We start from the raw sequence: 25393 nt of genomic DNA on the forward strand, positions 1-25393 counted from the left end.
TGTAAAAAGGCTGCAGACGCAGCCTTTTGAAGTCTACTCAGTCCAGCAGTTCCCGAAGCCGCACCGCGAGCTCTCTGGCGGTATACGGCTTCTTTAGCCAGCTACCGGATTGGGCGAGCTCGCGCCCGGCGATCGCCGGTTCGGCGTAGCCGGAGGTGAACAGCACTTTCATGCCGGGCCGTCTTGCGCGCACTTCAGCCGCCAGCTCGTCGCCCGTCATGCCGCCTGGCATCACGATATCCGTGAAAAGAAGGTGGATGCCGTCGTGCAGGCCGAGCTGGTCCAGCGCTTCCTGGCCGTTCGAGGCCTCGATGACGCCGTAACCGAGCTGCGTCAGCCGGGACACGGCGATGCGCCGGACCCGCGGGTCGTCCTCGACGACGAGGATCTTTTCGTTGCCGCCGGGAATGGAGGCTTGCTTCGAGCCAGCCTCGACGGCAAGCGCACCCGCCGCCTCCGCCTTGTGTGCCACCGGCAGGAAAATTCTGACGCTCGTGCCCTGTCCCGGCTCGCTGTAGAGCTGGATGTGCCCGCCGGATTGCTTGGCGAAGCCATAAACCATGCTGAGGCCGAGGCCTGTTCCGGCGCCCAGGCCTTTTGTGGTGAAGAATGGCTCGAAAGCCTTGTCCTTGACGTCGGGAGGCATGCCGATGCCCGTGTCGGTGACGGAAATCAGCACGAAATCGCCGGTGCGGACATCGGGATACATCTGCGCATAGTCGACATCCAGCCTGACGCGGGAGATCTCGATCGACAACTTGCCGCCACGCGGCATCGCGTCCCGGGCATTGAGCGTCAGGTTGAGAAGCGCGTTCTGGAGCTGCGATGCATCGACCAGCGCTTCGTTGGAAACGCCGGTCACAGTGGTGCGAAGCTCGATCGTTTCGCCGAGCGTTCGCCTGAGAAGCTCCGAGAAGCCGGACACGAGGTTGCCGACATCTGCGAGCTTCGGGTTGAGTGGCTGGCGCCGTCCGAAGGCGAGAAGCTGGCCCGTCAATTTGGCGCCGTCTTCCGCGGCCCCCTGGGCCTCATGCAGCAGTTCGAGCAGTCCCGCATCCGCGAGCTTGTTCTCCATCATTTCGAGATTGCCGCTGATGACGGTGAGAAGATTGTTGAAATCGTGCGCCAGGCCGCCGGTCAGCTGGCCGATCGCTTCCATCTTCTGGGCCTGGCGCAGCTCTTCTTCAATCTTGTGGCGGCTGGTGAGGTCGCGGACGAAGCCGGTAAAAATGCGTTTTCCATTGGTGACGGCCTCGCCGACCGAAAGCTCCATCGGAAATGTGCTTTTGTCCTTGCGCTGCCCGGTCACGACGCGGCCGTAACCGATGATCCGGCGTTCGCCGGTGTGGAGGTAGCGCGAGATATACCCGTCATGGGCTTCGCGGTCGGGGGATGGCATCAGCATCTTGACATTCTGCCCGCAGACTTCGTCGGAAGAGTAGCCGAACAGCTGCTCGGCTGCGGTGCTGAAGGAGGAAATGCAGCCGACTTCGTCGATGACGATCATCGATTCCGGCACGGTGTCCAGAATGGAGCGCAGATGCGCTTCGCGTCCGGCAAGATCGTTCTGCACCCTTTTCATCTCGGTGATATCGTTGTTCGTTTGAATGATGATCGAAGGCCCGTCGCTCGACGGATTGACGGCCACCCAACGGCTCGCCACAACGACCGTGTGACCATTCCGATGCCGATGAACGACTTCCCCTTGCCAGGCATGATAGGTCTGGACATGACGACGGATCTCGTCGAGCGGCTCTGGAAACTGCGTCGCCAGAAGATCGTGGACGACCTTTCCGAGAGCTTCCTCCCGGCGCCAGCCGTAAAGCTGCTCGCAACCGCTCGTCCAGCGGCTGATGATGCCGTCCACGCCATGGACGATGAGATTGGCATCGTCGAGAAGAAGAGTGACGGCATCGAGCTGGCTTTCCGTCGTGGCTTCGGATCCTGTATTGCCGATCATGTCTATTCCGTCTAATGGCGCCGTCGCTCGCCGAGAGCGATCAGGTCGCGCCGCATGTCTCCACAGTCATCGTCGTCTCCGGCAAGTTGCGCAAGCATTCCCGGCCGTTCGATTCTTATGGAATGACGGGCGGCCGGGTCCAGAACATTCAGCACGCCCTTACCGATGAGCCTGGTGATCGTACGCGAAACGGTCTCGATCGTCAGGCCGAGATAGTCGGCCATGTCCTGTCGGCTCATGGAGAGTTCGACGATCGGTTGCGCATTGCCTTCGGCCAGCGCACGTTTCAGGTATTTCAGCAGGAACGTGCAGATCCGTTCCTCCGCGCTCTTGCTCGACAAGAGCACCATCTGGTCCTGGGCTGCGGCCATTTCGTCGCAGACCCGGGCAAAGACCTTGGGCCTCAGGCTCTCGGAATTGATGATCGCCGCTTCGAACTGTCGGCGCGACAGCCGACGGACTTTCGCCGTCGTGATGGCCTCTGCGGTGTAGATATAATTGTCCCGGAGCGAAACGCCGATCATATCGCCGGCGTGCAGAAATCCGGTAATCACCCGCCGTCCTTCCGAAATGATCCGGAAAACCCGCAAATTCCCTTCGATGACTTCGAAAATATGCCTGGCCTCGTCACCTTCGAAAAAGAGGGGCTGGCCGGCCGCGAGATATTCGACAGGCTGCTTTGCAAACAGCGAATGCAGGCAGTCCGGCTCGTCTAGCGGTCTTGCTGCTGCCGAGTTGAAGGTCTTCGCATTATCCGTGACAAACATGAAACTGCCCCTATCCGTTTGGTTGAGGCAGTTGACCGAATCCCGGTAACGCGCGAATGCTAGTCGTGTGAAAGACGGTTCTAATTGGTAACAATCTGTAACACGCCGGTTCCCTGTTGATGTCATCCCCCGCCAGTTCCGCAAATATCCTCGTCGTCGACGACGACCCTCGAATCCGTCAGATGCTGACGCGATATTTCGAGGGCGAGGGGTATGCCGTCAGCGCGGTGTCCGACGGGCAGGAAATGCGCGTTCAGCTGAAAAGGCAGGAGATCGACATCATCCTTCTCGATCTCTCGCTTCCCGGTGGCCAGGACGGCTTCGATCTTGCGCGGGAAATCCGGATGCAATCGGACATTCCGATCATGATGCTGACCGGCCGCGACGACGTGGTCGACCGGATCATCGGCATCGAGATCGGCGCTGACGATTACATCGCAAAACCGTTTCACCTGCGCGAAGTGCATGCGCGGCTGAAATCGATCCTCAGGCGCCGCCAGCCGGCTCAGCCGAAGCCGGAGGAGAACGAGGAGAAGATCGTTCGTTTCGAAGGATGGACGCTCAATCTTTCCAGACGCCAGCTGCTGTCTGCCGGAGATGGCGAAGTTGAACTGACAACCGGCGAATTCGACATGCTGGCGGCTTTCGTCCAGCACGCCGGCCGCGTGCTGACGCGCGATTTCCTGATGGATGCGACAAGGGGACGGCAGCTCGACGCCTTCGACCGCACGATCGACGCCCAGATCGTCCGGTTGCGCCGCAAGATCGAGGCGGATGCCAAGCATCCCCAGCTGATCAAGGCCGTCCGCGGCGTCGGTTACATTTTCACCGGCAAGCTTGGTTGATCAGACGACGCGTTGCCGGTCTGCCGCCAGAAGCCCGGCGAGCGCTCTTTCCCTGATCTCGTCCGCATCGGAGCCCTGCAGCGGAACCGGCCCCAGAGGCAGACCTTGGTCCGTCGGCCTGCCGACGGAAATCGGCAGCAGCTCAAGTCTTTCGCACGTACCATCATCGGCAAGCGTCAGGCGGAGCGCGGCGCTGCGCCAGACATCGACACCTTTTTCGTCATAGGTCGCCGGCCGCCGCGTATGGAAAACGAAGTTGCCGAGACCGGCGATGATCGCTCGCCCGCGATGAAAGGTGATCGGCTGCATGACCGGTGCGCCGGTGCCGAGAACCAGGTCCGCGCCGCTGTCGATCAGGCCGCGGCACAGATCGAGCAGCCACTCGGGCGCCGTTTTCCAGTTCGCATCCCAATGGTGGCCGTGGATTGCAACCGCGACCAGGTCGCCGATCGCCTTCGCGGCATCGACGCCGTCGACGAGCCGCTGCATGTCCTTTTCGTCGGCAGTCCAGCGGGCGCCGATCGCATCGCCGGCAACGACGGGCGTACCGAAGACGTCCAGCTCCGGGCGTTCGCCGAGGTCATAACCGACCGCAGCACGCGCCGCGCCGCGCTTGTCGTCACCGAGCGTCCCGACGATCCGTTTGAGCGTCTCGAATTCCGCAGGCGGCGCGGTTACCGTCCGCCTCATCCGCAAGGGTGTTATGCCGCTGCGATCGACTGAGGCGTAGTTGATGTCCGGCTGTGGTCCGAGATCGACGGAGAAGATAGCCAGCGATCTATGAGGTCCCGGCACGATCGCCGGCGCCGCGGCTTGCTCGATATCCGACCCGCTGCCGGCAAGCTTCAGCCCGGCCGCTTCCACGGCGGCGCGCGTCGATGCGATGCCCGGCGGGCCGAGGTCGAAGGCGTGGTTGTTGGCATGCGTCACCGCATGAAAGCCGAGTTCCCGTACCGAAACGAGAGCATCCGCCGAGGCCAGATGCAGCGTTTTCGTCTTGGTCGGCCATGCCCCTGCCGTCTCCACCGTCGCTTCGAGATTGCCGAAGGCCACATCCGCCTCGAGGAAATCCCGAACCTCGGCCTGCCCCTCGCCACAGAGGTCGAGGGGGCCGTGGATCAGGATTTGGCCGGTAACGGCGACGGTCAGCATGGCCTAGTTCATTTCGCGATGGGCTTCAGCCCCACCATTGCCGCTCCACCGACGATCGGCAGCCGGATGGCAGATGCACGCGTACCATCGCAGAAAACCGTGTTGCGGGCCACTTGGCTTGTGCGTCCGCGGCCCTCCGGCGCATAGCTATTTGGATTTATATCGTACTTCGGGAAGTTGGATGATGAGATATCAACCCTGATGCGGTGGCCCTTGGCGAACAGGTTGGCGGTCGCGAACGGCTCGATCGTCACCTTGAACACCTCGCCCTTGACGATCGGTTCAGGCTTTTCGAAGGAATTGCGGTAGCGGCAGCGGATAATCCCGTCGGTGATATTGAGCGCGTAACCGGTCGGATAATCCTTGCTCGGCGGGTAGACGTCGACGAGTTTCGCGGTGAAATCGGTGTCCGGTGCATCGGACGAGACGTAGAGCTCGACCGTGATCGGCCCGACTACGGTGACATCCTCGGCGAGCAGCTCTGTCTCGAAGGAGAGCACGTCGGCACGCGCCGAAAGTGGCAGGCCCGGATGTTTCGAGCCGTAGAATTTCTCTCCCTCGCGCTGGTCGAAACCGCCGCCTTCGAAAATTGGTTGGCCGCTTGTCAGCGATCCGCCGATGGTCGGAACCGGGTTCTTGGGGTTGAAATCGTAGGTGAAGGGCGCGGCGCCCGTTTTCGGCTTTTCGGTCGAAAGCGAACCGTTCTCATGGATGTAATAGTTGCGGAATTCCGTTCCCGGCAGCGGCCAGTCGCTCGCTTCGATCCAGCGCCCGCCGTGATCGAGGCGGCCGTCCGCGTTGCGCATGCCGGACCCGCCGCCCATCACGAAGGCGCGCACCACCGGTTCCTGCGCAACCGTATTGTCCTTGCCCTTCAGCCAGTGGTCGAACCAGTTTCGGCGGAAGCATAGCCAGCTTTCCACGACGTTCCCGCCGAGCGGCGCAGTCGGCCCGAAAGATGTATCGCCGGCGAGCGTCGTGTTGCGGTTGCCGTGCAGCCACGGTCCCATGATCAGCTGTAGCGGTCGGCTGTCCTTGCCGGAAAGGCCGCGATAATTGTCGAGCGTCGACTTCACATAAGCGTCGTACCAGCTCGACATCAGCACGATGGGCACTTCCGGAAAAGTCTCGTAGAAACCCTCCATATAAAGGCCGACACGACGCCAGCTTTCGTCGAACGTGCCGCTGCGCCACTGGTCGAGCAGATAGCTTTCGTATTCCGGCATCCAGCGCACCGGAGAATTGCCTTCGCTCCAGGGCATGACGTTGAACCATGCGTGAAGATCCTCCGCTTCGATCGCCGCACGGGCAAATTCATTGCCCTCGCCGATCGCCTGGTTGTAGGCCCAGGTCGCCTGCTTCAGCTCGAATGCGCCGCCCTGGCGGATGCCGCATTGATAGGCGTTGGAAAAACCGCCCGAATCCATCACCATGCAGGCGAGCCCCGGAGGGTTGAGGCACGCGAGTGCGGCCTGCGTATGCGCAGCATAGGAAAGGCCCATCGTGCCGAACTGGCCGTTCGACCAGGCCTGTTCCACCAGCCAGCGGGCGGTATCGTAACCGTCCGCAGCTTCTGAAATGTATTTGCTGAATTCGCCCTCGGAATTGTAGCGGCCGCGGCAATCCTGGTAGATCACGGCATATCCGGCCCGGACGAAATAGCTTGCAACCTCATGGCGTTTCATCGGCTCGGTCATGCCCGCCTCGATCTCGGATCGCGAGCGTTCCGCCTTGCCGTAGGGCGTGCGTTCCATGATTGCCGGAAGCCGGCCTTTGATCGCCTTGCCGTCCTTGGCCGGCCGGTAGACGTCGGTCGCGAGCTTTATGCCGTCGCGCATCGTCACCATCACATCGCGTTCGACGATCACGTCATCAGCAATCACCTCCAAGCGCGATGGCGTCAGGGTATCCATGTCCATATCCTCAAAATTGGCAAATCAATACCCGGGCCGGCCCCACCACACGTCAGGCCGGCCCAGGATGCTGCGGCTCCTGAAAAAGGGGCCGCAGCAAAGAGCAGGCCTACTTGGCGATGCCGGCAAGCGTCGCGCTGGTGTCTTCCGTCATGTTGGCGACATAGGAGACATTCGCCTTGCCGGCCCAGTGAACCTTCTGCCAGTAGAGCGGGATGACCGGCACGTCGGCGAACACCATCTTGGTCGCCTTCTGCAGCAGCTCCACGCGCTTCTTGACGTCGAATTCGGCGGTGGCGGCACGCATCGCATCGTCAAAGGCCGGGTTCGAATATTTCGTCCGGTTGAACGAGCCGGTACCGGCATCTTTGTTGGCCGTCATCAGCAGGTTGCGAAGACCGGTTGCCGAGGTCGGAGTAGAGTTGCCGAGCGAGAAGATGAAGGCGGAGAATTCGCCGGCTCCGGCGCCCTTGGTGTAGACGTTATAGGGCTGGGCGACGACGCCGTTCACCTTCAGGCCGCCGCGCGCAAACATCTGGCCGAGGGCCTGTGCCACTTCCGAATCGCCCGGGAAGCGGTCGTTGGAGGTGTGGATGGTGATGCCGAAACCGTCCTTGTAGCCGGCCTCCGCCAGCAGTTTCTTGGCGTCCTCGGCGTTCATGGCTGGAGCCGTGATCGACGGATCGTTGCCGGCGACGCCATTTGGTACCAGCTGGCCAGCGGCTTCGGCCGAGCCGTCGAGAATGCGGTCGATGATCAGCTGGCGGTTGACCAGTTCCGAGAGCGCCTGGCGGACCTTGACGTCCTTCAGCGGGTTCTTGTCGAGCGGCTTGCCCTCTTTGTCGGTGATGAAGGGGCTCTTGTCGCGGGCGCTGTCGAGCGCGAGGTAGATCATGCGGGACGAGGCGATCGAGAAGACCTTGAGGCCGGAGATTCCCTGGAGGGTCTTCACATCGCCCGGCGGCACGGCGTCGATCAGGTCGACGGCGCCGGAGCGAAGCGCGGCGACGCGCGATGCATCGTTGGAGATGAACTTTATCGTGACGTTTTCGAAATCCTGTTTCTTGCCCCAGAAGGCATCGTTGCGGGTGAGTGCCAAGTTGTCGCCCGGGGTCCAGGACTTGAACTTGTAGGCGCCGGTGCCGATCGCCGCCTTGCCGCTGTTGAAGTCCTCGATCGAGGCGCCTTCCGCGACCTTCTTCTCGACGATGTAGACGAAACCGACCTGTTCGATGAAATCGGGCGTCGGCTTCTTGGTCTTGAATTCGACGGTCAGGTTGTCGACCGCCTTCATGCTGTCGATTGCCCCGACATTGCCGGAAAACGGCGCCGGGCTGTTCGGGATGTCCTTGGCGCGGGTGAGCGAGAAGATCACGTCCTCTGATGTCAACGGGTTGCCGTCATGGAATTTGACACCGTCGCGCAGTTTGATCTGCCAGGTCAGCGGATCGGTATTGGTCCAGGAGACGGCAAGCGCCGGCTCGACATTGATTGCCGGGTCGGTCTGCACCAGGCGGTCGAAGACCTGCATGGCAATGTTCTGGTTATTGCCGGTGCGCGAAAACTGCGGATCGATCGCTGAGGGCTCGGTGGCGCTGCCGAGTATCAGGTTCGCGGCCTGAGCCGAGCTCAGCGCGAGGACCGAGGCCGCAACCCCGGCCAGGAAAAATTTCATCGGTTTCATTATGTTCGTTCCCTTCCTTTTTAGATGACCGGTTCGGCCGTCGCATGTGTTGCCTGATGGGCGGCAAGATCGTTCAGGTGGCAGGCGCTGACATGGCCTGCGGCGTTTTCCTTCAAGACCGGCCGTTCAACGCGGCAGCGGTCGAAAGCCATTGGACAGCGGGGATGGAAATGACATCCCGGTGGCGGATGGAGCGGCGAGGGAATCTCGCCTTTGATCGGCGTGAACACCCGGCGGCGGTCGGTGACCGACGGCAGTTCGCGGATCAGCGCCTGGGTATAGGGATGTTTCGGATTGTCGAAGAGCTCGTCCGGCGTGGCGCTTTCCACCACGCGGCCGAGATACATGACGACCACCCGATCGCAGATGTGTTTCACGACGCCGAGGTCGTGGCTGATGAACAGATAGGTCAGCCCGAACTCCCGTTTCAGGTCCATGAACAGGTTGAGGATCTGCGCCTGGATCGACACGTCGAGGGCAGCGACCGATTCGTCGCAGACGAGCAGTTTCGGCTTTACCGCCAGCGCCCGGGCAATGCCGATGCGTTGCCGCTGGCCGCCGGAAAACTGGTGCGGGAAACGGTCGAGATAGGACGGATCAAGGCCGACCCGCTCCGCGAGCGCGGCGACGTAGTCGCGCATCTCCCGGCCCTTGACGATGCCGTGCACTTTCGGCGCCTCGCCGATCAGGTCGATCACCCGCTTGCGCGGATTGAGCGTCGACATCGGGTCCTGGAAGATCATCTGCGCGGAGAGCCGCATCGCGCGTTTGTCGTCACCCTGCAGCGATGTCAGCGGTCGGCCCTTCCAGCGTACCTCGCCGCCGCTCGCCGGCATGATACCGGCCATCACCCGCCCGAGCGTCGATTTCCCGCAGCCCGATTCGCCGACGAGGCCGACCACCTCGCCCGGATAAACGGCGAGATTGACCTCGTCGACCGCATGTACGGTCTTTTCCTCGAGACCCGCTCCGAACAGGTTGGCGATCTTCTCCGCATAATCGAGCTTGCGGGAAAAACGCCGGCTGACGTCCACGGCTTCTATGAGCGGTACGGTTTCCACGAGCGGGTTCGTCATGCGGCGCTCCAGAGATGGGGGTGGAAACAGCGGAATTCGCGATCGGCGGCGATCTCGAGCATCGGTTCGGTGGCGCAGATATCGGTCGCGCGAGCGCAGCGATCGCGGAAGGCGCAGCCGGAGGGGCGCGACAGCGGCGAGGGCGCAAAGCCGGGGATCGGCCGAAGCGGCTCGCCGCGCGGCACGGCGGCCGGCACGGCGCTGAGCAGGCCGGACGTGTAGGGATGCACCGGGGTCGTCAGCACTCCGTCGACCTGTCCCGCCTCGACGATGCGCCCCGCATACATGACCATGATCCGGTCTGCGAGTGCCGCGACGACGCCGAGATCGTGGCTGATCCAGATCAGCGCCATGCCGAACTCGCCGGCCAGCCGCTTGATCTCGAACAGGATCTGCGACTGGATCGTCACGTCGAGCGCCGTCGTCGGTTCGTCGGCGATGATCAGGTCCGGCCGGTGCAGGAGTGCAATCGCGATCGCCACGCGCTGGCGCATGCCGCCGGAAAACTGGTGCGGATAGGAATCGAGCCGCTCCTCCGGCGAAGGGATGCCGACAAGGCCGAGCGCATCGCGCGACCGGGCGCGGGCTTCTGCGCGCGAGACCCGATCATGCGCCTGCACAGTCTCGATCATCTGGGTGGCGACCGAGAGAACCGGGTTCAGCGTCATCATCGGATCCTGGAAGATCATCGCGATGCGTTTGCCACGGATAGCCCGCATCGCTGTCGGCGATTTCGTCAGCAGGTCTTTGCCATTGAACAGGATCTGGCCGTTGACCACCCGGCCGGGCGGATCGACGAGGCCGAGGATCGAGAAACCGGTGATCGATTTGCCGGAGCCGGATTCGCCGACCAGGCCGACGATCTCCCGCTGGCCGACCGTGAAGCTCACGTCGTCGACCGCCTTCAGCACGCCGCGACGGGTCATGAAATGGGTGGAAAGGTTCTTGACTTCGAGGACGGGTGTCATCGCGCTCACCTTTCACCAAGTCGGGGGTTCAGCACTTCGCGCAGCCGGTCGCCGACGATGTTGATCGAGAACACCAGCACGAGCAGCAATACGCCCGGATAAACGCTGATCCAGTATTCGCCGGACATCAAAAGCTGGTAGCCGTTGGCAATCAGCAGCCCGAGCGACGGTTCAGTGATCGGCAGGCCGATGCCGAGGAAGGAGAGCGTCGCTTCCGCCGAAATGGCGTTCGCCACCTGCAGCATGCCGATGACGATCAGCGGCGGCAGACAGTTGGGCAGGATATGGCCGATCAGGATACGCGGCGTACCGATGCCGAGCGTCACCGCGGCCTCGACATAGTCCTTGTTCTTCTCGACCAGTGCTGCACTCCTGACGGCGCGGGCAAATGTCGCCCACTGCACCAGGATCAGCGCGAAGATCACCTTCCAGAGGCCCTGGCCGAGAAGCGCCAGCAGCATCAGCGCCACGAGAATGGTCGGAAAACCGAGCATCAGGTCGACCACGCGCATGATCAGCGTGTCGATGCGCCCGCCGAAATAAGCGGCGATCAGGCCGAGCACCGTGCCGACCAGTAGCGCGACGATGCCGGAAAACACGCCGACGCCGAGGCTGGTGCGCAGGCCGTAGATCATCGCCGAAAACATGTCGCGGCCCTGGCCGTCGGTGCCGAGCCAGTAGTTCATGCCGTCCATGCTCTGCGAGCCGGGCGGCAGCTTGGAATCGAGGATGTCCAAGACCGCGAGATCGAACGGGTTCTGGGGCGTCAGGTAAGGTCCAATGACTGCGGCAAACAGCAGGATGATGCAGACGATGGCGGCAACGACCGCCTTCGGACTGCGGCCGATGCCGGTGACGAGGCGGCCGAGCAGCATGTCTTCGGCGAAAAGAGCGCGTGCGGTCATTGGGCGCCTCCGAGCCGGACGCGGGGATCGACCAGCGAATAAAGCACGTCGACGACGAAATTGATGAAGATGAACAGGCTGACGATGACCAGCAGGTAGGCGACCACGACAGGCCGGTCGAGCCGCATGATGCTGTCGATCAAAAGCTTGCCGATGCCCGGCCAGGCGAAGATCGTCTCCGTCACCACCGCAAAGGCGAGCATGCTGCCGAGTTCCAGGCCGATCACGGTGATCAGCGGGATCAGGATGTTCTTGAACACATGCACGAAGACGATGCGCCGTTCGGAAATGCCCTTGGCGCGCGCGAACTTGACGAAATCGAGCGGCATGGTTTCGCGCACCCCGGTGCGGGTGAGGCGGATGACCAGAGAGAGCTTGAACAGCGACAGGTTGATTGCCGGCAGGATGAGATGCGTCAGGCCGTCCAGCGTGAAGAGGCTTGAATGGAGCCCAAGAAATTCGCCCATCTGGCCGCGTCCGGTGGAGGGCAGCCAGCCGAGCCAGACGGAGAAGATCATGATCAGCATCATGCCCTGCCAGAAGCTCGGCAACGAGAAGCCGAAGATCGAGCCGGTCATGATCACTTCGTCGGTGGCGCTGTTCGGCTTCAGGCCGGACAGCAGGCCGAGCGGAATGCCGAGCAGCAGCGCGAAGACGAGGCCGGTCAGCGTCAACTCCAGCGTCGCCGGCAAGCGCTCGAAGATCAGGCTGATGGACGGGCGATTGAAGACGAAGGAACGGCCGAGATCCCCATGCAGCGCATTCCAGGCGAAGGTAAAGAACTGTTCCCAGAGCGGCTTGTCGAGGCCGAGCGAGGCGACCACCTGGGCGCGTTCCGCAGGGCTGGCATCCGGTGCGATCAGCATTTCTGCCGGGTCGCCGATCGCGTAGATGCCGATGAAGACGATGATCGCGGTCACGATGAGGACGGCGATGCTCTGCAGGAAGCGGCGGATGACGAAAACCGTCATAGCATGCGCTCCCGCTTATCCTGCGTCCCGCAGGGACAGAGAATTTTCATGAAAGACGTTCCCTTTTTCTCTTTGTTGACGCAGACGATAGCGGTCCGGGAAGGATGCGCAATATTATGCGCGGAACGCATGGTCCTATGCGTTTTGCGCGTGGAAACCTTGTTCGATGTCTTTGCTTGTGTTCGCCGTCGCCTTCCGTAGGATCGCGACATGAATTTCAAGCAACTCGAAATCTTCAAGACGATCATGGATACCGGCTCGACGATGGCAGCCGCTGCCCAGCTCGGCCTGTCGCAGTCGGCGATCAGCCGTCAGCTCGCGTCGCTGGAAGAGGAGATCGGGCGCGAACTTTTCCTGCGCGACAAGGGTCGTCTGATCCCGCGGCCGGAAGCGCATCTCTTGGTCGACGAGGTGGATGATGTCGCCGAGAGCGTTGCCCGGTTGCGCGTCAAGGTCGGAGACGTCCGCTCCGGCGCCTTCGGCGAGGCGCTGATCCGGGTGGCCTTCCCACACAGCCTCGCGACCACCATGCTGCCGCCGATCCTCGCCCGCTTCAAGGCCGATCACCCGCGCGTCACGGTGGAAATCCTGAGCGGCCCCTATGATGCGATCGAGCGGATGGTGCGCGGCCGCGTCGCCGATCTCGGCTTTGTCCGGCTGCCACCGGAGGAACATTCCTTCGACGCCCGCCCGCTCTTTGCCAGCGGCACGACCTGCGTGATGCCGGCCGGCCATCCGCTGGCCGCCAAGCAAGCGATCGACGTCAACGATCTCGCCCGCAACGACCTGATCCTGCTCGGTCGACAGCGCGTCAACCGCAACGAGCTGGAACACGAACTGCGCCGTATGGTGCCGACCTACCGCTGCAGCCTCGAAGTCCATTCGGTCGAAACGGCCTGCGCCTGCGCAGCCCAGGGCCTCGGCATCGCCATCGTGCCGTCGCTGATCGCCGAATTCTTTCGCAGCGATGCGCTCGCCATGCGGCCATTCGTGCCGGACAAGATCGCCGATTACGGGATCATCACCATGCCCGGCGCGCCGCTGTCCTGGACGGCCGAGGCCTTCATCAACATCATCAAGACGAATTCGGGCGAAGCCGCGCTCTAATCGCCGTCGTATGTTTTCCGGCGTTTTGCATTTTCCGGTTCACGCTCTTATCAATTCGTATAGATGCGCGTTCCGCGGTTTCCCGTCGGGACGCAAGACGCTAAGTAATGCCTAAGGGAATACCGGGAGCAGACATGCGAGCAGTTCTGGGTGAGGTCGAAAAGCGCCGGGCGGAGGCAAGACTTGGCGGGGGGAGCAAGCGTATCGAGGCGCAGCATGCCAAGGGCAAGCTGACGGCCCGCGAGCGCATCGAGGTCCTGCTCGACGAGGGCTCGTTCGAGGAGTTCGACATGTACGTGACCCACCGCGCGGTGGATTTCGGCATGGCCGAACAGAAGGTCGCGGGCGACGGCGTCGTCACCGGTTGGGGGACGATCAACGGCCGCCAGGTCTATGTTTTCTCCCAGGACTTTACCGTTCTCGGCGGCTCGCTCTCCGAGACCCATGCGCAAAAAATCTGCAAGATCATGGATATGGCGGTGCGCGTCGGCGCCCCGGTGATCGGCCTGAACGACAGTGGAGGCGCCCGTATTCAGGAAGGCGTCGCGTCGCTCGCCGGTTACGCCGAAGTCTTTCGCCGTAATGCCGAGGCCTCCGGCGTCGTGCCGCAGATTTCCGTCATCATGGGGCCCTGCGCCGGCGGCGCGGTCTATTCGCCGGCCATGACCGACTTCATTTTTATGGTGCGCGATTCATCCTACATGTTCGTCACAGGTCCGGACGTGGTGAAGACCGTCACCAACGAGATCGTCACCGCCGAAGAACTCGGCGGCGCGGGCACCCACACGAAAAAATCCTCGGTCGCCGATGCCGCCTTCGAGAATGACATCGAGGCGCTCGAAGCCGTCCGCCAGCTCTTCGATTTCCTGCCCCTGAACAATCGCGAAAAGCCCCCGGTCCGGCCCTTCCACGACGATCCTGCCCGCGTCGAGAGCCGCCTCGACAGCCTGATCCCAGACAGCGCAGCAAAACCCTACGACATGAAGGAACTGATCTATGCGATCGCCGACGAGGGCGATTTCTTCGAGATTCAGGAAGCCTATGCGCGAAACATCATCACCGGCTTCATCCGCCTCGAAGGTCAGACGGTCGGCGTCGTCGCCAACCAGCCGATGGTGCTGGCCGGGTGCCTAGACATCGACAGTTCCCGCAAGGCCGCCCGCTTCGTGCGTTTCTGCGACGCTTTCTCGATCCCGATCCTGACGCTCGTCGACGTTCCCGGCTTTCTCCCCGGCGTTGCCCAGGAATATGGCGGCGTCATCAAGCATGGTGCCAAGCTTCTCTTTGCCTATTCCGAAGCGACCGTCCCGATGGTCACGCTGATCACCCGAAAAGCCTATGGCGGCGCCTATGATGTCATGGCTTCGAAGCATATCGGCGCCGACTTCAACTATGCTTGGCCGACAGCCGAAATTGCCGTGATGGGCGCCAAGGGAGCGACCGAAATCCTCTACCGCTCCGAACTCGGCGACCAGGACAAGATCGCCGCCCGAACGAAGGAATACGAGGAGCGTTTCGCCAATCCGTTCGTGGCGGCCGAGCGCGGTTTCATCGACGAGGTGATCATGCCCCATTCGTCCCGCCGCCGCATCGCCCGGGCGTTCGCCTCGCTGCGCAACAAGCAGGTGACGACGCATTGGAAAAAACACGACACGATCCCGCTGTGAGGGTCTAATGATGACAAATAATGAAATCGAATTATCAGCCGGCGAAAGTAACGTGGCAGTCAAACTGCGAGGTAGTTCGGTTGACAGACTTACCGCAAGTCTAGCTGACTTGATTGCGCCGTTTTCAGAAATGGCAGGAGCGATAGCCGATCAGGTGAGGCTCTATAGGGAACAGAATGCCCTGCGCGGACTAGCCGCGGCTCGTGAACTGGCGAAGGCGCTTAATTTGGAAATAAAGCCAGTTGCGCCCAAGTTCCTTGTCAAATGGACGGAGGCGGTTTCTCTTGAGGAGACTGAAGGATTTCAAAAATTGTGGGCCGGCCTTCTTCTATCCGAAAGCATCTCCTCTTCGCCGGCGCACGCTCTATACCATAGAATACTGACGGAGATGACTGTTAGGCACGTCGAATTGCTTCTTTACATACTGGGAGTTGGTCATAAGAATTTAAGCGCCGTTATCTTTAGCGAATTAAATCCGATCGAGAAACTGCGACGCTGGATGGGAGAAAGTTACTATAGAAACTATCCTGCGGATACCGATCCGAGTGACATTATGAATGATATAAAAGATTTAAGATCTGCTGGGTGTATTTCTTATGAGTTAGTTTTAGAGGAAAAACAAAAGACCGGGCAAAAGACAGAGATATTCAAATGGAAAGATCCCGTTATTGACGAGTTTCAGCGCGACTATACCTATAAATTGCTCGAAATGTCCGGAATATTGGAGTCTTCTTCTGTGTATGTCTCGGTTGATTCTGAGAAAGTGAATTATAGTAACAGTGTTTCGGGTTTTGTACGGAGTATTTATATTTCTTCTCTAGGGCTTAATTTCCTTTCGGCATGTGCTGGAAAAGCTAAATTATGACTCCTAAAATCCTCGTTGCAAACCATGCCCCATTCGTCGCGCCGCCGCATTGCCCGGGCGTTTGCCTCGCTGCGCAACAAGCAGGTGACGACGCATTGGAAAAAACACGACACGATCCCGCTGTAGTGCCCCCTGTGACAAGAGCGGCCGCAGCCATGAAATATTCCAGGAGTCTATGATGCCCAAAATCCCCGAAATGACCAAACATCGTGGCTTTCCGTCGGGCTTAACTGGAACGCAATGGCAGTTTACCATTCGCCGCGCGAATCCCAAGGTGACGGTGCTGGGACAATGGCCGCGCCATCCCAGCCGGGATCAGACGGTCGCCCTGGCCGATACCGCCTTCATGCATTCCCTTTGGCATTATTTCGGAGCGGAACCCTTTGAGCGCGGCAATCTCGATGGCGAACGCTTATCGCGTTTGCTGGGACGGGAAGTGATCCCGGCAGACCGCGCGTTCGACCCCGCCTCCTACCAGGCGATGTTGCGTATCAACGAGAGCCTGGCGCGGAAAAACTTTCCCCAGGCTTTCGAAGACGTCCTGGAGGTTTGATGGCGGCGTTTAAAAAAATCCTCATCGCCAACCGTGGCGAGATCGCCTGCCGGGTGATCAGGACCGCAAAAAAGATGGGCATTGCGACGGTCGCCGTCTATTCCGATGCGGATGCAGAAGCGCTGCATGTACGGATGGCCGACGAGGCGGTGCATATCGGCCCGGCGCCGTCCAGCCAGTCCTATATCGTCATCGACAGGATACTCGAGGCAATTAGGAAGACCGGTGCCGATGCCGTGCACCCCGGTTATGGGTTCCTGTCGGAAAACGCAGCGTTTGCGCAGGCGCTGGAAAAGGCAGGCGTCGCCTTCATTGGCCCGCCTGTCAAAGCCATCCAGGCGATGGGCGACAAGATCACCTCGAAGAAGATCGCAGCCGAAGCCGGCGTCTCCACCGTTCCCGGCCATATGGGCCTGATCGAAGATGCCGAGGAGGCGGTAAAAATCTCCGCCTCGATCGGTTACCCGGTGATGATCAAGGCCTCTGCCGGCGGCGGTGGCAAGGGCATGCGCATCGCCTGGAACGATGCCGAAGCGCGCGAGGGTTTCCAGTCCTCCCGCAACGAAGCGAAGAACTCGTTCGGCGACGATCGCATTTTCATCGAGAAATTCGTCGACCAGCCCCGCCATATCGAAATCCAGGTGCTTGGCGATCAACACGGCACCACGCTCTATCTCGGCGAGCGTGAATGCTCGATACAGCGCCGCAACCAGAAGGTCATCGAGGAGGCGCCGTCGCCCTTCCTCGACGCGGCAACGCGCAAGGCCATGGGCGAACAGGCGGTGGCACTCGCGAAAGCCGTCGGTTATTTCTCGGCCGGCACGGTGGAGTTCATCGTCGACGGCGCCAGAAATTTCTATTTCCTCGAGATGAACACCCGCCTGCAGGTCGAGCACCCGGTGACCGAACTCGTCACCGGCATCGATCTCGTCGAACAGATGATCCGCGTTGCGTCAGGCGAGAAACTGTCGCTCAGTCAGGACGACGTCAAGTTGAATGGCTGGGCGATCGAAAGCCGGCTATACGCTGAGGATCCCTACCGCAATTTTCTGCCCTCGATCGGCCGGCTGACCCGCTACCGCCCGCCCGCCGAGGGCCGGCAGGACGACGATACCGTGGTGCGCAACGATACCGGCGTCTTCGAAGGCGGCGAGATCTCCATGTATTACGACCCGATGATCGCAAAACTCTGCACCTGGGCGCCTGATCGTCTGACGGCGATCGACGCAATGGGCAAGGCGCTCGACGATTTCGAGGTGGATGGCATCGGCCATAACCTGCCTTTCCTGTCGGCCGTCATGGGGCATGGCCGATTCCGCTCCGGAAACATCACCACCGCCTTCATCGCCGAAGAGTTCCCGGAAGGCTTTTCCGGTGTGCATCCGGACGAGGCGGCGGCAAAGAAGCTCGCCGCCATCGCCGTCCTGGTCAATCAGGCCCTGCAGGAGCGCGCGGTGCAGATCTCCGGCACGATCGGCAACCATCGCCGGGTGATCGGCAAGGATTGGGTGGTAACGCTCGCCGATTTCGAGGAAGCCGTAACGCTCGAAACCGGGTCTGACGGCACCGGCGTCCGCTTTGCTGATGGAACGCAGCTTTCCGTCGCCGGTGGCTGGCTTCCGGGCCAGCAACACGCCCGCTTCCAGGTCGGCGGCGAGACGATGGGCGTCAAGGTCAACCTCGTCGGCTCGGCCATCCGGCTGCGCTGGCGGGGCATAGACGTAACCGCCCGCGTCCGTTCGCCCCGCGTTGCCGAACTTGCCCGCCTGATGCCGAAAAAGCTGCCGCCGGACACTTCGAGAATGCTGCTCTGCCCCATGCCCGGCGTCATCACCTCCGTCTCGGTGAAAGTCGGCGACGCCGTCGAAGCCGGCCAGACGCTGGCGACTGTCGAGGCGATGAAGATGGAAAACGTGCTGAAGGCGGAGAGGAAGGGCGTGGTCAAACGGGTCGCCGCGAGCCAGGGCCAAAGCCTGGCGGTGGATGAGTTGATCATGGAGTTCGAGGGGTGAAGGCGCGGGTGAAACGAGAGGCCAAGATTATAGCTTCAATGCTTGGCGGATTATTTGGCACAGCAGTGGCAATCTTCGCGCATTTTTTCATATGGATGGGCTTTCCACCGCTGAACTCAGACGTTGCGTTTCTTGCTACCTCGCTGCTCATCGGTCTCCCGACGCCAGGTGGAGCTCCGTACGGAATTCATTTATACAACAGCGGAATTTGGGCCTTTTGGGGCGCAGTTTTCTTCAGCTTAATCATGCGAATTTGCTTTGGGCACCTTCGTGTCTCCAGGGTCTTTCTCATTTACGTCGCGGGCATGGCGCTAATCGCTGTTGGGGGGAAACTGGCCGAGCACGCGATCGTAGAAGGATCAGCGCTCGGCAACGGATTCCTTATAGCTTATGTTGTTGTCGGTCTTTTCGGAGTACGCGACTGGCCTGCCCAGAGCCCGCGTCCCGCCCTACAGCATGCATCATCGGAGGCATGATCTCATGACCAATAAGACAATCGCTGACTGGGCATCCCTGGCGACAAAAGAAATCAAAGCCTCGCCCGACACGCTGACCTGGCACACGCCCGAGGGTATCGACGTCAAGCCGCTCTATACGGCTCAAGACCTTGAGGGCATGGACCATCTCGACAGCCTGCCCGGCATGAAGCCCTTCGTGCGAGGCCCGCGCGCCACCATGTATGCCGGCCGGCCCTGGACCATCCGCCAATATGCCGGTTTCTCGACAGCCGAAGCCTCGAACGCCTTCTACCGCCGCAATCTCGCCGGCGGTCAGAAGGGCCTGTCGGTCGCCTTCGACCTCGCCACTCATCGCGGTTACGATAGCGACCATCCGCGCGTCGAGGGCGATGTCGGCAAAGCGGGCGTTGCGATCGATAGCGTCGAAGACATGAAGATCCTGTTCGATGGCATTCCGCTGAAAGACATGTCCGTGTCGATGACCATGAACGGCGCGGTCATCCCGATCCTCGCCTCCTTCATCGTCGCGGGTGAAGAGCAGGGTTGTTCCCGCGCGGAACTTTCCGGGACGATCCAGAACGACATTTTGAAGGAGTTCATGGTCCGCAACACCTATATCTATCCGCCCGAGCCCTCGATGCGGATCGTCGCCGACATCATCGAATATACGGCAAAGGAAATGCCGAAGTTCAATTCGATTTCGATATCCGGCTATCATATGCAGGAAGCGGGTGCGACGCTCGTCCAGGAACTCGCCTTCACGCTGGCCGACGGCCGCGAATATGTCCGTGCCGCACTTGCCAAGGGTCTCAGCGTCGACGAGTTCGCTGGCCGGCTGTCGTTTTTCTTCGCGATCGGCATGAATTTCTTCATGGAGGCGGCCAAGCTGCGCGCCGCCCGGCTTCTATGGTCGCGGATCATGGAGGAGTTCAAGCCGCAAAAGGCGTCCTCGCTGATGCTGCGCACCCATTGCCAGACGTCGGGCGTCTCGCTGCAGGAGCAGGACCCCTACAACAACGTCATCCGCACGGCCTATGAGGCCCTGTCAGCGGTGCTCGGCGGCACGCAATCGCTGCACACCAACGCGCTGGACGAGGCGATGGCTTTGCCGACCGATTTTTCCGCCCGCATCGCCCGCAACACCCAGCTGATCCTGAGCCACGAAACCGGCGTGACGAAGGTCGTCGATCCGCTGGCCGGCTCCTATTATGTCGAGAGCCTGACCAACGAGCTTGCCGAAAAGGCCTGGGCCCTGATCGAGGAGGTCGAGGCCATGGGTGGCATGACCAAGGCGGTCGCCGACGGCCTGCCGAAACGGTTGATCGAGGAGGCCGCCACCCGCCGCCAGGCCGCCGTCGACCGCGGCGAGGAAATCATCGTCGGCGTCAATAAATACCGGCTGGAAAACGAGGACGAGATCGACATCCTGGCGATCGACAATTCCGCGGTCCGCAAAGGCCAGATCAAGCGGCTGAAGGAGGTTCGCCGGCAGCGGGATCCGAAGCGGGTGGCGGCGGCGCTCGCGGTCCTCGAGGAAGCCGCGGAAACCGGCGAGGGAAACTTGCTGCAAGTGGCGATCGAAGCGGCCCGCGCCCGCGCCACCGTCGGTGAAATCTCCGACGCGATGCGGCAAGCCTTCGGCGATCATTCCGCCGTGCCGGAAGTGGTCAGCGATATCTATGGACCCGCTTACGAGGATGATCCGGAATACAGGACGATCGTCTCGCGGCTTGGCAGCTACGCTCAAACGCTTGGCACCAAGCCGAAGATCATGGTCGCCAAACTCGGCCAGGACGGACATGACCGCGGCGCCAAGGTGATCGCATCGGCCTTCGGCGATATCGGCTTCGAGGTTCTTGCCGGCCCGCTGTTCCAGACGCCGGAGGAGGCGGCCGACCTCGCAGTCAGGCAAAACGTCCAGGTGGTCGGCATGTCGTCGCTCGCGGCCGGTCACAGGACCCTTGCACCCCAGCTCGTCGAAGCGTTGAAGGCGAAAGGCGCCGAAAACATAATCGTCGTGGTCGGCGGCGTCGTGCCGCGACAGGATTACGATTACCTGATGGAGCACGGCGTTGCCGCCGTCTTCGGCCCGGGCACCAATGTGCTTGATGCCGCCAACTCGATCATCGACCTGCTCGAAGGCAAGCGAAGGAATATCTGACGGCTACTTCGCCGCCAGCATCGCCTTGGCGCTGTCGGCATCGGTGATCAGCACGTTGATCAGTCCGTTCTGCGCCACCGCCTGCAGGATCTTGTGCTTGTGCGGTCCGCCCGAGGCGACGATGCGGCAGCCGATGCGGCGAAAATCCTCCATCTCAGGGGCCAGCACCTGGCGGTTCAACGGATGATCGATCTCCTTGCCCGCAGCATCGAGATAACGGCCCATCAGGTCGCCCACCGCGCCGGCTTGTCTGAGGATCTGCTCGGTCATGCCTTCCGGCAGGCCGTAGCGCACCTGCAGCGACTGCTGCGACACGTCGCCGACGCTGAGGTAAGCAACATCGACCTCGCAGATCTGCTTGAACGTCCGCTGGAACACTGCCTGGGAGATGATCGCGTCGCGAGATTCCGGGCTCTCGGCATAGATCGGCGCCACGAAATAGCGGCACTGGGCGTTCAGTACCTGCGCAAAGCCGCGGACGATCTCGAACGTGTTGATTTCGGAGCCCTGCGTCAGTCCGCCCATCATCGAGCGCACCTTGATCTGCGGTTCGTTGAGCGAGGGGATGTGCTGGATCGTCTCGCGCAGCGTCGAGCCCCAGCCAACGCCGATCGAGGCGGGTTTCTGTGTCTGGATCAGCCGGCCGAGAAAGCCGGCGGCCCCGCGTCCGAGCACCGAATGCAGAAGCGCCGGATCCGTCGGCGTCGGCACCACGACTGCATCCTGCAGGCCGAACCGCTTGCGCAATTTCGCCTCCAGCTCGACGCTTTCGGCCAACACGGAATCGAAGCTGATCCTGACGACGCCCGCCTCCAGCGCCTCCGATAGGATCTCGTTGACACGCCGCCGCGTGATGTTCATCCGTTCGGCGATCTGCTGCTGGGTAAGGCTTTCCACGTGATAGAGCCACGCGGCCCGCACCATCAGCTCACGATATTCCATTGTCCCCACCTTTGAAGTATCATATGTCACATGTGTGTAACATGTGTAACCTAACCCATCCAAGTCATGGCTAACCCAGACTGATGGAGATGGCCAGAACCGAAACAGGGCGGGTCGCGTGAAAGACCCGATTATGGAGGGATCCGAAACATGGCTTCGACATATGTGAAATCGATAACCGGCCTTCTTGCCGCCGGCGCGCTGCTGATGGGCGCGACGGGTGCGACCGCCGCCGACCGAGTCAAGATCGAATGGTGGTATGCGATCTCCGGCAAGCTCGGCGATACCGTCCAGCAGCTGATCTCCGACTTCAACAAGTCGCAGGACAAGTACGAGCTCGTCGGCACGTTCAAGGGCAATTACGAAGAGACCATGGCGGCCATGGTCGCCGCATACCGCGTCAATCAGCAGCCGGCTATCCTCCAGTCTGCCGAGCGCGGGTTCATGACCATGCTGAATTCCGGCGCCGTCATTCCGGTCGATCAACTGATGGCCAAGCAAGGTTACAAGATCGACTGGAACGATTTCGTCAAGCCGGTCGCAGGTTTCTATATCGTCAACGGCAAGCCGGCGGCGCTTCCCTTCAACTCGTCGACGCCGATCCTCTGGTACAATGCCGATGCCTTCAAGGCCGCCGGCTTCGACGCGCCGTCCGACACCTGGCAGGGCCTCGAAAAGCAGCTTTATGCACTGAAGGAAAAGAAGATCACCGATTGCTCGATGGCGCTGCCGGGTGATTTCCAGTGGAGCCTGATCGAGAACTATTCGGCGATCAACAACTATCCCTTCGCCACCAGAGCCAATGGGTATGCCGGCCTCGACACCGAATTCGTCTACAACAAGACCGGTGTTGTCGGCCAGGTTGCCCGTCTCAAGAAGTGGGTTGATGACGGCGTGCTGAAAATCGCCGGCCAGGGCGTCGCCCCGATCAGCCTCTTCACCTCCGGCACTTGCGCGACGATCATCAATTCCACCGCCAGCCATTCCGGCGTCGAAGCCGACGCCAAGTTCAAGTGGAGCGCCGCGGTCATGCCGCATGAGGAAGGCGCCGATGTCAGGAACGGCACGATCGGCGGTGCATCGCTCTGGGCTGTCAAGGGCAAGTCGGAAGAGGTTCAGGCAGGCGTCGCAGCTTTCTTCAACTTCGTTGCCCAGCCTGATACCCAGGAATGGTGGAGCAAGGCGACCGGCTACGTTCCCGTCACCAATGCGGCCTATCAGAAGATGAAGGCTGAAGGTTATTTCAAGGATCACCCGACCCGCGAAATTGCCATCGAGCAGCTGTCGCGCGGCGAGCCGACCGACAATTCCCGCGGCTTCCGCTTCGGCAACCACAACCAGTCGACCGCCATCCTGATCGAGGAAATCCAGGCCGTGTGGACCGGCAAAAAGACGCCGCAGGAAGCGCTCGACAGTTCCGTCAAGCGCGGCAACGAAATCCTGCGCCAGTACGAGAAGCTCCATGCCGGCAAGTGATGCCATCATGATGGAGAACGAGGGCGTGGCGACAAGCCCCCGTTTGCCCTTGCGGCGGAGCCTCAGCTCCCTGGTCGGGACGTCGGAAGCGGGGCTGAAGGCCTCGCATTTCCGGCGGCCCTGGCTGGCCGCCGGCCTTCTCGCGCCGCAGCTGCTGATCCTGCTCTTCTTTTTCTTCATCCCCACCTGGAAGGCTCTATCGCTCGCCTTCGTGCAGGTGGATCCGTTCGGCGGCACGATGATCTTCGTCGGGCTGGAAAACTTCACCACCCTGTTTTCGAGCCCCGAATATCGAGACAGTGCCATCCTGACGCTGTGGTTCACGGTTGTGCAATGTATCGCCACGCTCGCCATCGCCGGGCTGTTGGCCTTCGCCACCGACAACGTCATGCGCGGCCGGGCGATCTACAAGGGCGTCATCCTTCTGCCTTATGCGATCGCGCCGGCCATATCCGGCGTGCTCTGGGCTTTCCTGTTCAACCCGACCGTCGGCCCGCTCGCCCAGATGCTGCATCAGTTGGGCTTCGCATGGGACCCGAACCGCCGGCCGTTCGACGCGCTGCTGCTTGTCTCGGTCGCGGCGGTCTGGAAACATGTCTGCTACGACTACATCTTCCTCGTCGCCGCGTTTCTGGCCGTGCCCGCCTCGGTGATGGAAGCGGCCGCCATCGATGGCGCCCGTCCGGTCCGCCGCTTCCTGACCGTGACGCTGCCGATGGCGGCGCCCACCATTTTCTTCCTGATCGTCATGAACTTCGTCTACGGCCTGTTCGAGACCTTCGGCATTATCGACACGGTGACGCGCGGCGGACCCGCCGGCAGCACCAACACCCTGGTCTACAAGGTTTATCAGGACGGTTTCCGCCAGCTCGATCTCGGCTCGTCGGCCGCCCAATCGGTGATCCTGATGGCGATTGCCGTGCTCTTCACCATCCTGCAGTTCCGCGCCGTCGAGCGCAAAGTCAATTATCAGGTGTGACCATGGTCGAACGTCATACGGGCCTGTCTATCTTCTGCCATGTCGTTCTGCTGATCGGCGCAGCCGTCGTCTGCATGCCGCTCTATTTCGCTTTCGTCGCCGGCTCGCTGACGGTCGGCGAAGTGCAGCAGGTGCCGTTTCCGCTGGTTCCGGGCCGGCATTTCGTCGAGAACACGATCCTTGCCTGGAACGAAGGCCAGTTCAGCCGACTCTACGTCAATTCCTTCATCGTCACCGTCGGCATTGTCGTCGGCAAGCTGACGGTCTCGCTGATAGCCGGCTTCGCAGTCACCTATTTCCGCTTTCCCTTCCGTATGACCGCTTTCTGGTTGATCTTCATCTCGCTGATGCTGCCGGTCGAAGTCCGCATCATCCCGACCTATGAGGCGGTGGCCGATGCTGGCGGCCCGCTGCGGTCGTTGTTCGACGCTATCGGCCTGACGGGCTTCATAGCCGACAGGACCGGCTATCAGCTCGACGCGGCGCTGCAATGGAACATGATCAACAGTTACGGCGGCCTCATCCTGCCGCTGATCGCCTCGGCGTCCGCGACCTTCCTGTTCCGGCAGTTCTTCCTGACCGTACCGGACGAACTCTGCGAGGCGGCCAAGCTCGATGGCGCCGGTCCGTTGAAATTCTTCTGGGATGTGCTGTTGCCGCTGTCTCGCGCCAATATCGCGGCGCTGTCGATCATCCTCTTCCTCTACGGTTGGAACCAGTATCTCTGGCCGCTCCTCTTCACCACCGAGAAGTCGATGGCGACGGCGATGATTGGATTGAAGGACCTGATCCCGGTTGCCGACGCCCAACCAGCCTGGAACATCGCCATGGCCGCCTCTTTTTTTGTGATGGCGCCGCCCGCGCTCGTCATCCTTCTGATGCAACGCTGGTTCACCAAAGGTCTGGTAGACTCCAGCAAATAGAAATGAGGT

Annotated in this window: 20 protein-coding genes and 1 pseudogene; 11 read left to right on the forward strand and 10 right to left on the reverse strand. The window is 61.2% G+C overall.

Translation table 11 applies throughout. The features are described 5' to 3' along the window. Positions 1–37: 37 nt before the first annotated feature. Both ACZ9IU_RS00230 and ACZ9IU_RS00235 read right to left on the reverse strand, forming a co-directional pair. Positions 38–1960 (reverse strand): hybrid sensor histidine kinase/response regulator, encoded by a 1923-nt coding sequence (locus ACZ9IU_RS00230; RefSeq protein WP_038547579.1) that lies wholly within the window; start codon positions 1958–1960, stop codon positions 38–40. An 11-nt stretch (positions 1961–1971) separates the two neighbouring features. Continuing rightward, a complete protein-coding gene (locus ACZ9IU_RS00235) occupies positions 1972–2727 on the reverse strand; it encodes a cyclic nucleotide-binding domain-containing protein (RefSeq protein ID WP_038547582.1) in 756 nt (251 codons plus the stop codon). Between the two features lie 119 nt (positions 2728–2846). Between ACZ9IU_RS00235 and ACZ9IU_RS00240 the strand changes: the two genes are divergently transcribed. Continuing rightward, positions 2847–3572, forward strand: coding sequence for a response regulator (locus ACZ9IU_RS00240; RefSeq protein WP_038547584.1), 726 nt, complete (start codon positions 2847–2849; stop codon positions 3570–3572). Here the strand turns inward: ACZ9IU_RS00240 and ACZ9IU_RS00245 are convergent, their stop codons facing one another. From ACZ9IU_RS00245 to ACZ9IU_RS00275, 7 genes are all read right to left on the reverse strand, one after another. After that, entirely contained in the window at positions 3573–4724 is a 1152-nt protein-coding gene (locus ACZ9IU_RS00245) for a CapA family protein (protein ID WP_038547586.1), read from the reverse strand. It lies immediately after the preceding gene. Positions 4725–4732: 8 nt separating this feature from the next. Continuing rightward, entirely contained in the window at positions 4733–6637 is a 1905-nt protein-coding gene (locus tag ACZ9IU_RS00250; protein ID WP_038547588.1) for a CocE/NonD family hydrolase, read from the reverse strand. A gap of 109 nt (positions 6638–6746) precedes the next feature. Then, positions 6747–8321 carry an ABC transporter substrate-binding protein gene (locus ACZ9IU_RS00255; protein WP_038547590.1) on the reverse strand — a complete coding sequence of 525 codons (1575 nt, stop codon included), beginning with the start codon at positions 8319–8321 and terminating at the stop codon, positions 6747–6749. Between the two features lie 20 nt (positions 8322–8341). Beyond that, entirely contained in the window at positions 8342–9397 is a 1056-nt protein-coding gene (locus ACZ9IU_RS00260) for an ABC transporter ATP-binding protein (RefSeq protein ID WP_038547592.1), read from the reverse strand. After that, on the reverse strand, positions 9394–10365 hold the full coding sequence (locus ACZ9IU_RS00265; protein ID WP_038547593.1) for an ABC transporter ATP-binding protein: 972 nt from the start codon (positions 10363–10365) through the stop codon (positions 9394–9396). The genes ACZ9IU_RS00260 and ACZ9IU_RS00265 overlap by 4 nt, the downstream gene beginning before the upstream one ends. A gap of 5 nt (positions 10366–10370) precedes the next feature. Further along, positions 10371–11270: an ABC transporter permease gene (locus tag ACZ9IU_RS00270; RefSeq protein WP_038547596.1), complete on the reverse strand. Its 900-nt coding sequence runs from the start codon at positions 11268–11270 to the stop codon at positions 10371–10373. Further along, positions 11267–12241, reverse strand: coding sequence for an ABC transporter permease (locus ACZ9IU_RS00275; protein ID WP_038547599.1), 975 nt, complete (start codon positions 12239–12241; stop codon positions 11267–11269). The genes ACZ9IU_RS00270 and ACZ9IU_RS00275 overlap by 4 nt, the downstream gene beginning before the upstream one ends. A 210-nt stretch (positions 12242–12451) precedes the next feature. On the opposite strand from ACZ9IU_RS00275, the gene ACZ9IU_RS00280 reads away from it, so the two are divergent. The 7 genes and pseudogenes from ACZ9IU_RS00280 (at position 12452) to scpA (ending at position 21064) form a co-directional block, all read left to right on the forward strand. Next, positions 12452–13348 (forward strand): LysR family transcriptional regulator, encoded by an 897-nt coding sequence (locus ACZ9IU_RS00280; protein ID WP_038547602.1) that lies wholly within the window; start codon positions 12452–12454, stop codon positions 13346–13348. A 134-nt stretch (positions 13349–13482) separates the two neighbouring features. Then, entirely contained in the window at positions 13483–15015 is a 1533-nt protein-coding gene (locus ACZ9IU_RS00285) for an acyl-CoA carboxylase subunit beta (RefSeq protein ID WP_038547604.1), read from the forward strand. A gap of 7 nt (positions 15016–15022) precedes the next feature. After that, positions 15023–15880 (forward strand): Abi-alpha family protein, encoded by an 858-nt coding sequence (locus ACZ9IU_RS00290; protein ID WP_038547607.1) that lies wholly within the window; start codon positions 15023–15025, stop codon positions 15878–15880. Positions 15881–15904: 24 nt separating this feature from the next. Then, positions 15905–16006: pseudogene (locus ACZ9IU_RS00295) on the forward strand (propionyl-CoA carboxylase); the annotation flags it as partial. 52 nt (positions 16007–16058) lie between these two features. After that, a complete protein-coding gene (locus tag ACZ9IU_RS00300; RefSeq protein ID WP_038549891.1) occupies positions 16059–16433 on the forward strand; it encodes a hypothetical protein in 375 nt (124 codons plus the stop codon). Beyond that, positions 16433–18445 (forward strand): acetyl-CoA carboxylase biotin carboxylase subunit, encoded by a 2013-nt coding sequence (locus ACZ9IU_RS00305; RefSeq protein WP_038547610.1) that lies wholly within the window; start codon positions 16433–16435, stop codon positions 18443–18445. Before ACZ9IU_RS00300 ends, ACZ9IU_RS00305 begins: the two co-directional genes overlap by 1 nt. Positions 18446–18925: 480 nt before the next feature. After that, on the forward strand, positions 18926–21064 hold the full coding sequence (gene scpA / locus ACZ9IU_RS00310) for a methylmalonyl-CoA mutase (RefSeq protein WP_038547616.1): 2139 nt from the start codon (positions 18926–18928) through the stop codon (positions 21062–21064). A 3-nt stretch (positions 21065–21067) separates the two neighbouring features. Here the strand turns inward: scpA and ACZ9IU_RS00315 are convergent, their stop codons facing one another. Then, positions 21068–22006, reverse strand: coding sequence for a sugar-binding transcriptional regulator (locus ACZ9IU_RS00315; RefSeq protein ID WP_038547619.1), 939 nt, complete (start codon positions 22004–22006; stop codon positions 21068–21070). A gap of 150 nt (positions 22007–22156) precedes the next feature. Here ACZ9IU_RS00315 and ACZ9IU_RS00320 point away from each other — a divergent pair, with 150 nt between their 5' ends. The 3 genes from ACZ9IU_RS00320 to ACZ9IU_RS00330 are packed head-to-tail and all read left to right on the forward strand — an operon-like array spanning position 22157 to position 25384. After that, complete coding sequence (locus ACZ9IU_RS00320; protein WP_157885197.1) at positions 22157–23482, forward strand: extracellular solute-binding protein; 1326 nt, start codon at positions 22157–22159, stop codon at positions 23480–23482. Continuing rightward, complete coding sequence (locus ACZ9IU_RS00325) at positions 23469–24461, forward strand: ABC transporter permease subunit (RefSeq protein ID WP_157885198.1); 993 nt, start codon at positions 23469–23471, stop codon at positions 24459–24461. The genes ACZ9IU_RS00320 and ACZ9IU_RS00325 overlap by 14 nt, the downstream gene beginning before the upstream one ends. 2 nt (positions 24462–24463) lie before the next feature. Continuing rightward, a complete protein-coding gene (locus ACZ9IU_RS00330) occupies positions 24464–25384 on the forward strand; it encodes an ABC transporter permease subunit (protein WP_038547622.1) in 921 nt (306 codons plus the stop codon). Positions 25385–25393: the final 9 nt, after the last annotated feature.

The organism is Mesorhizobium sp. USDA 4132 (assembly GCF_056279545.1).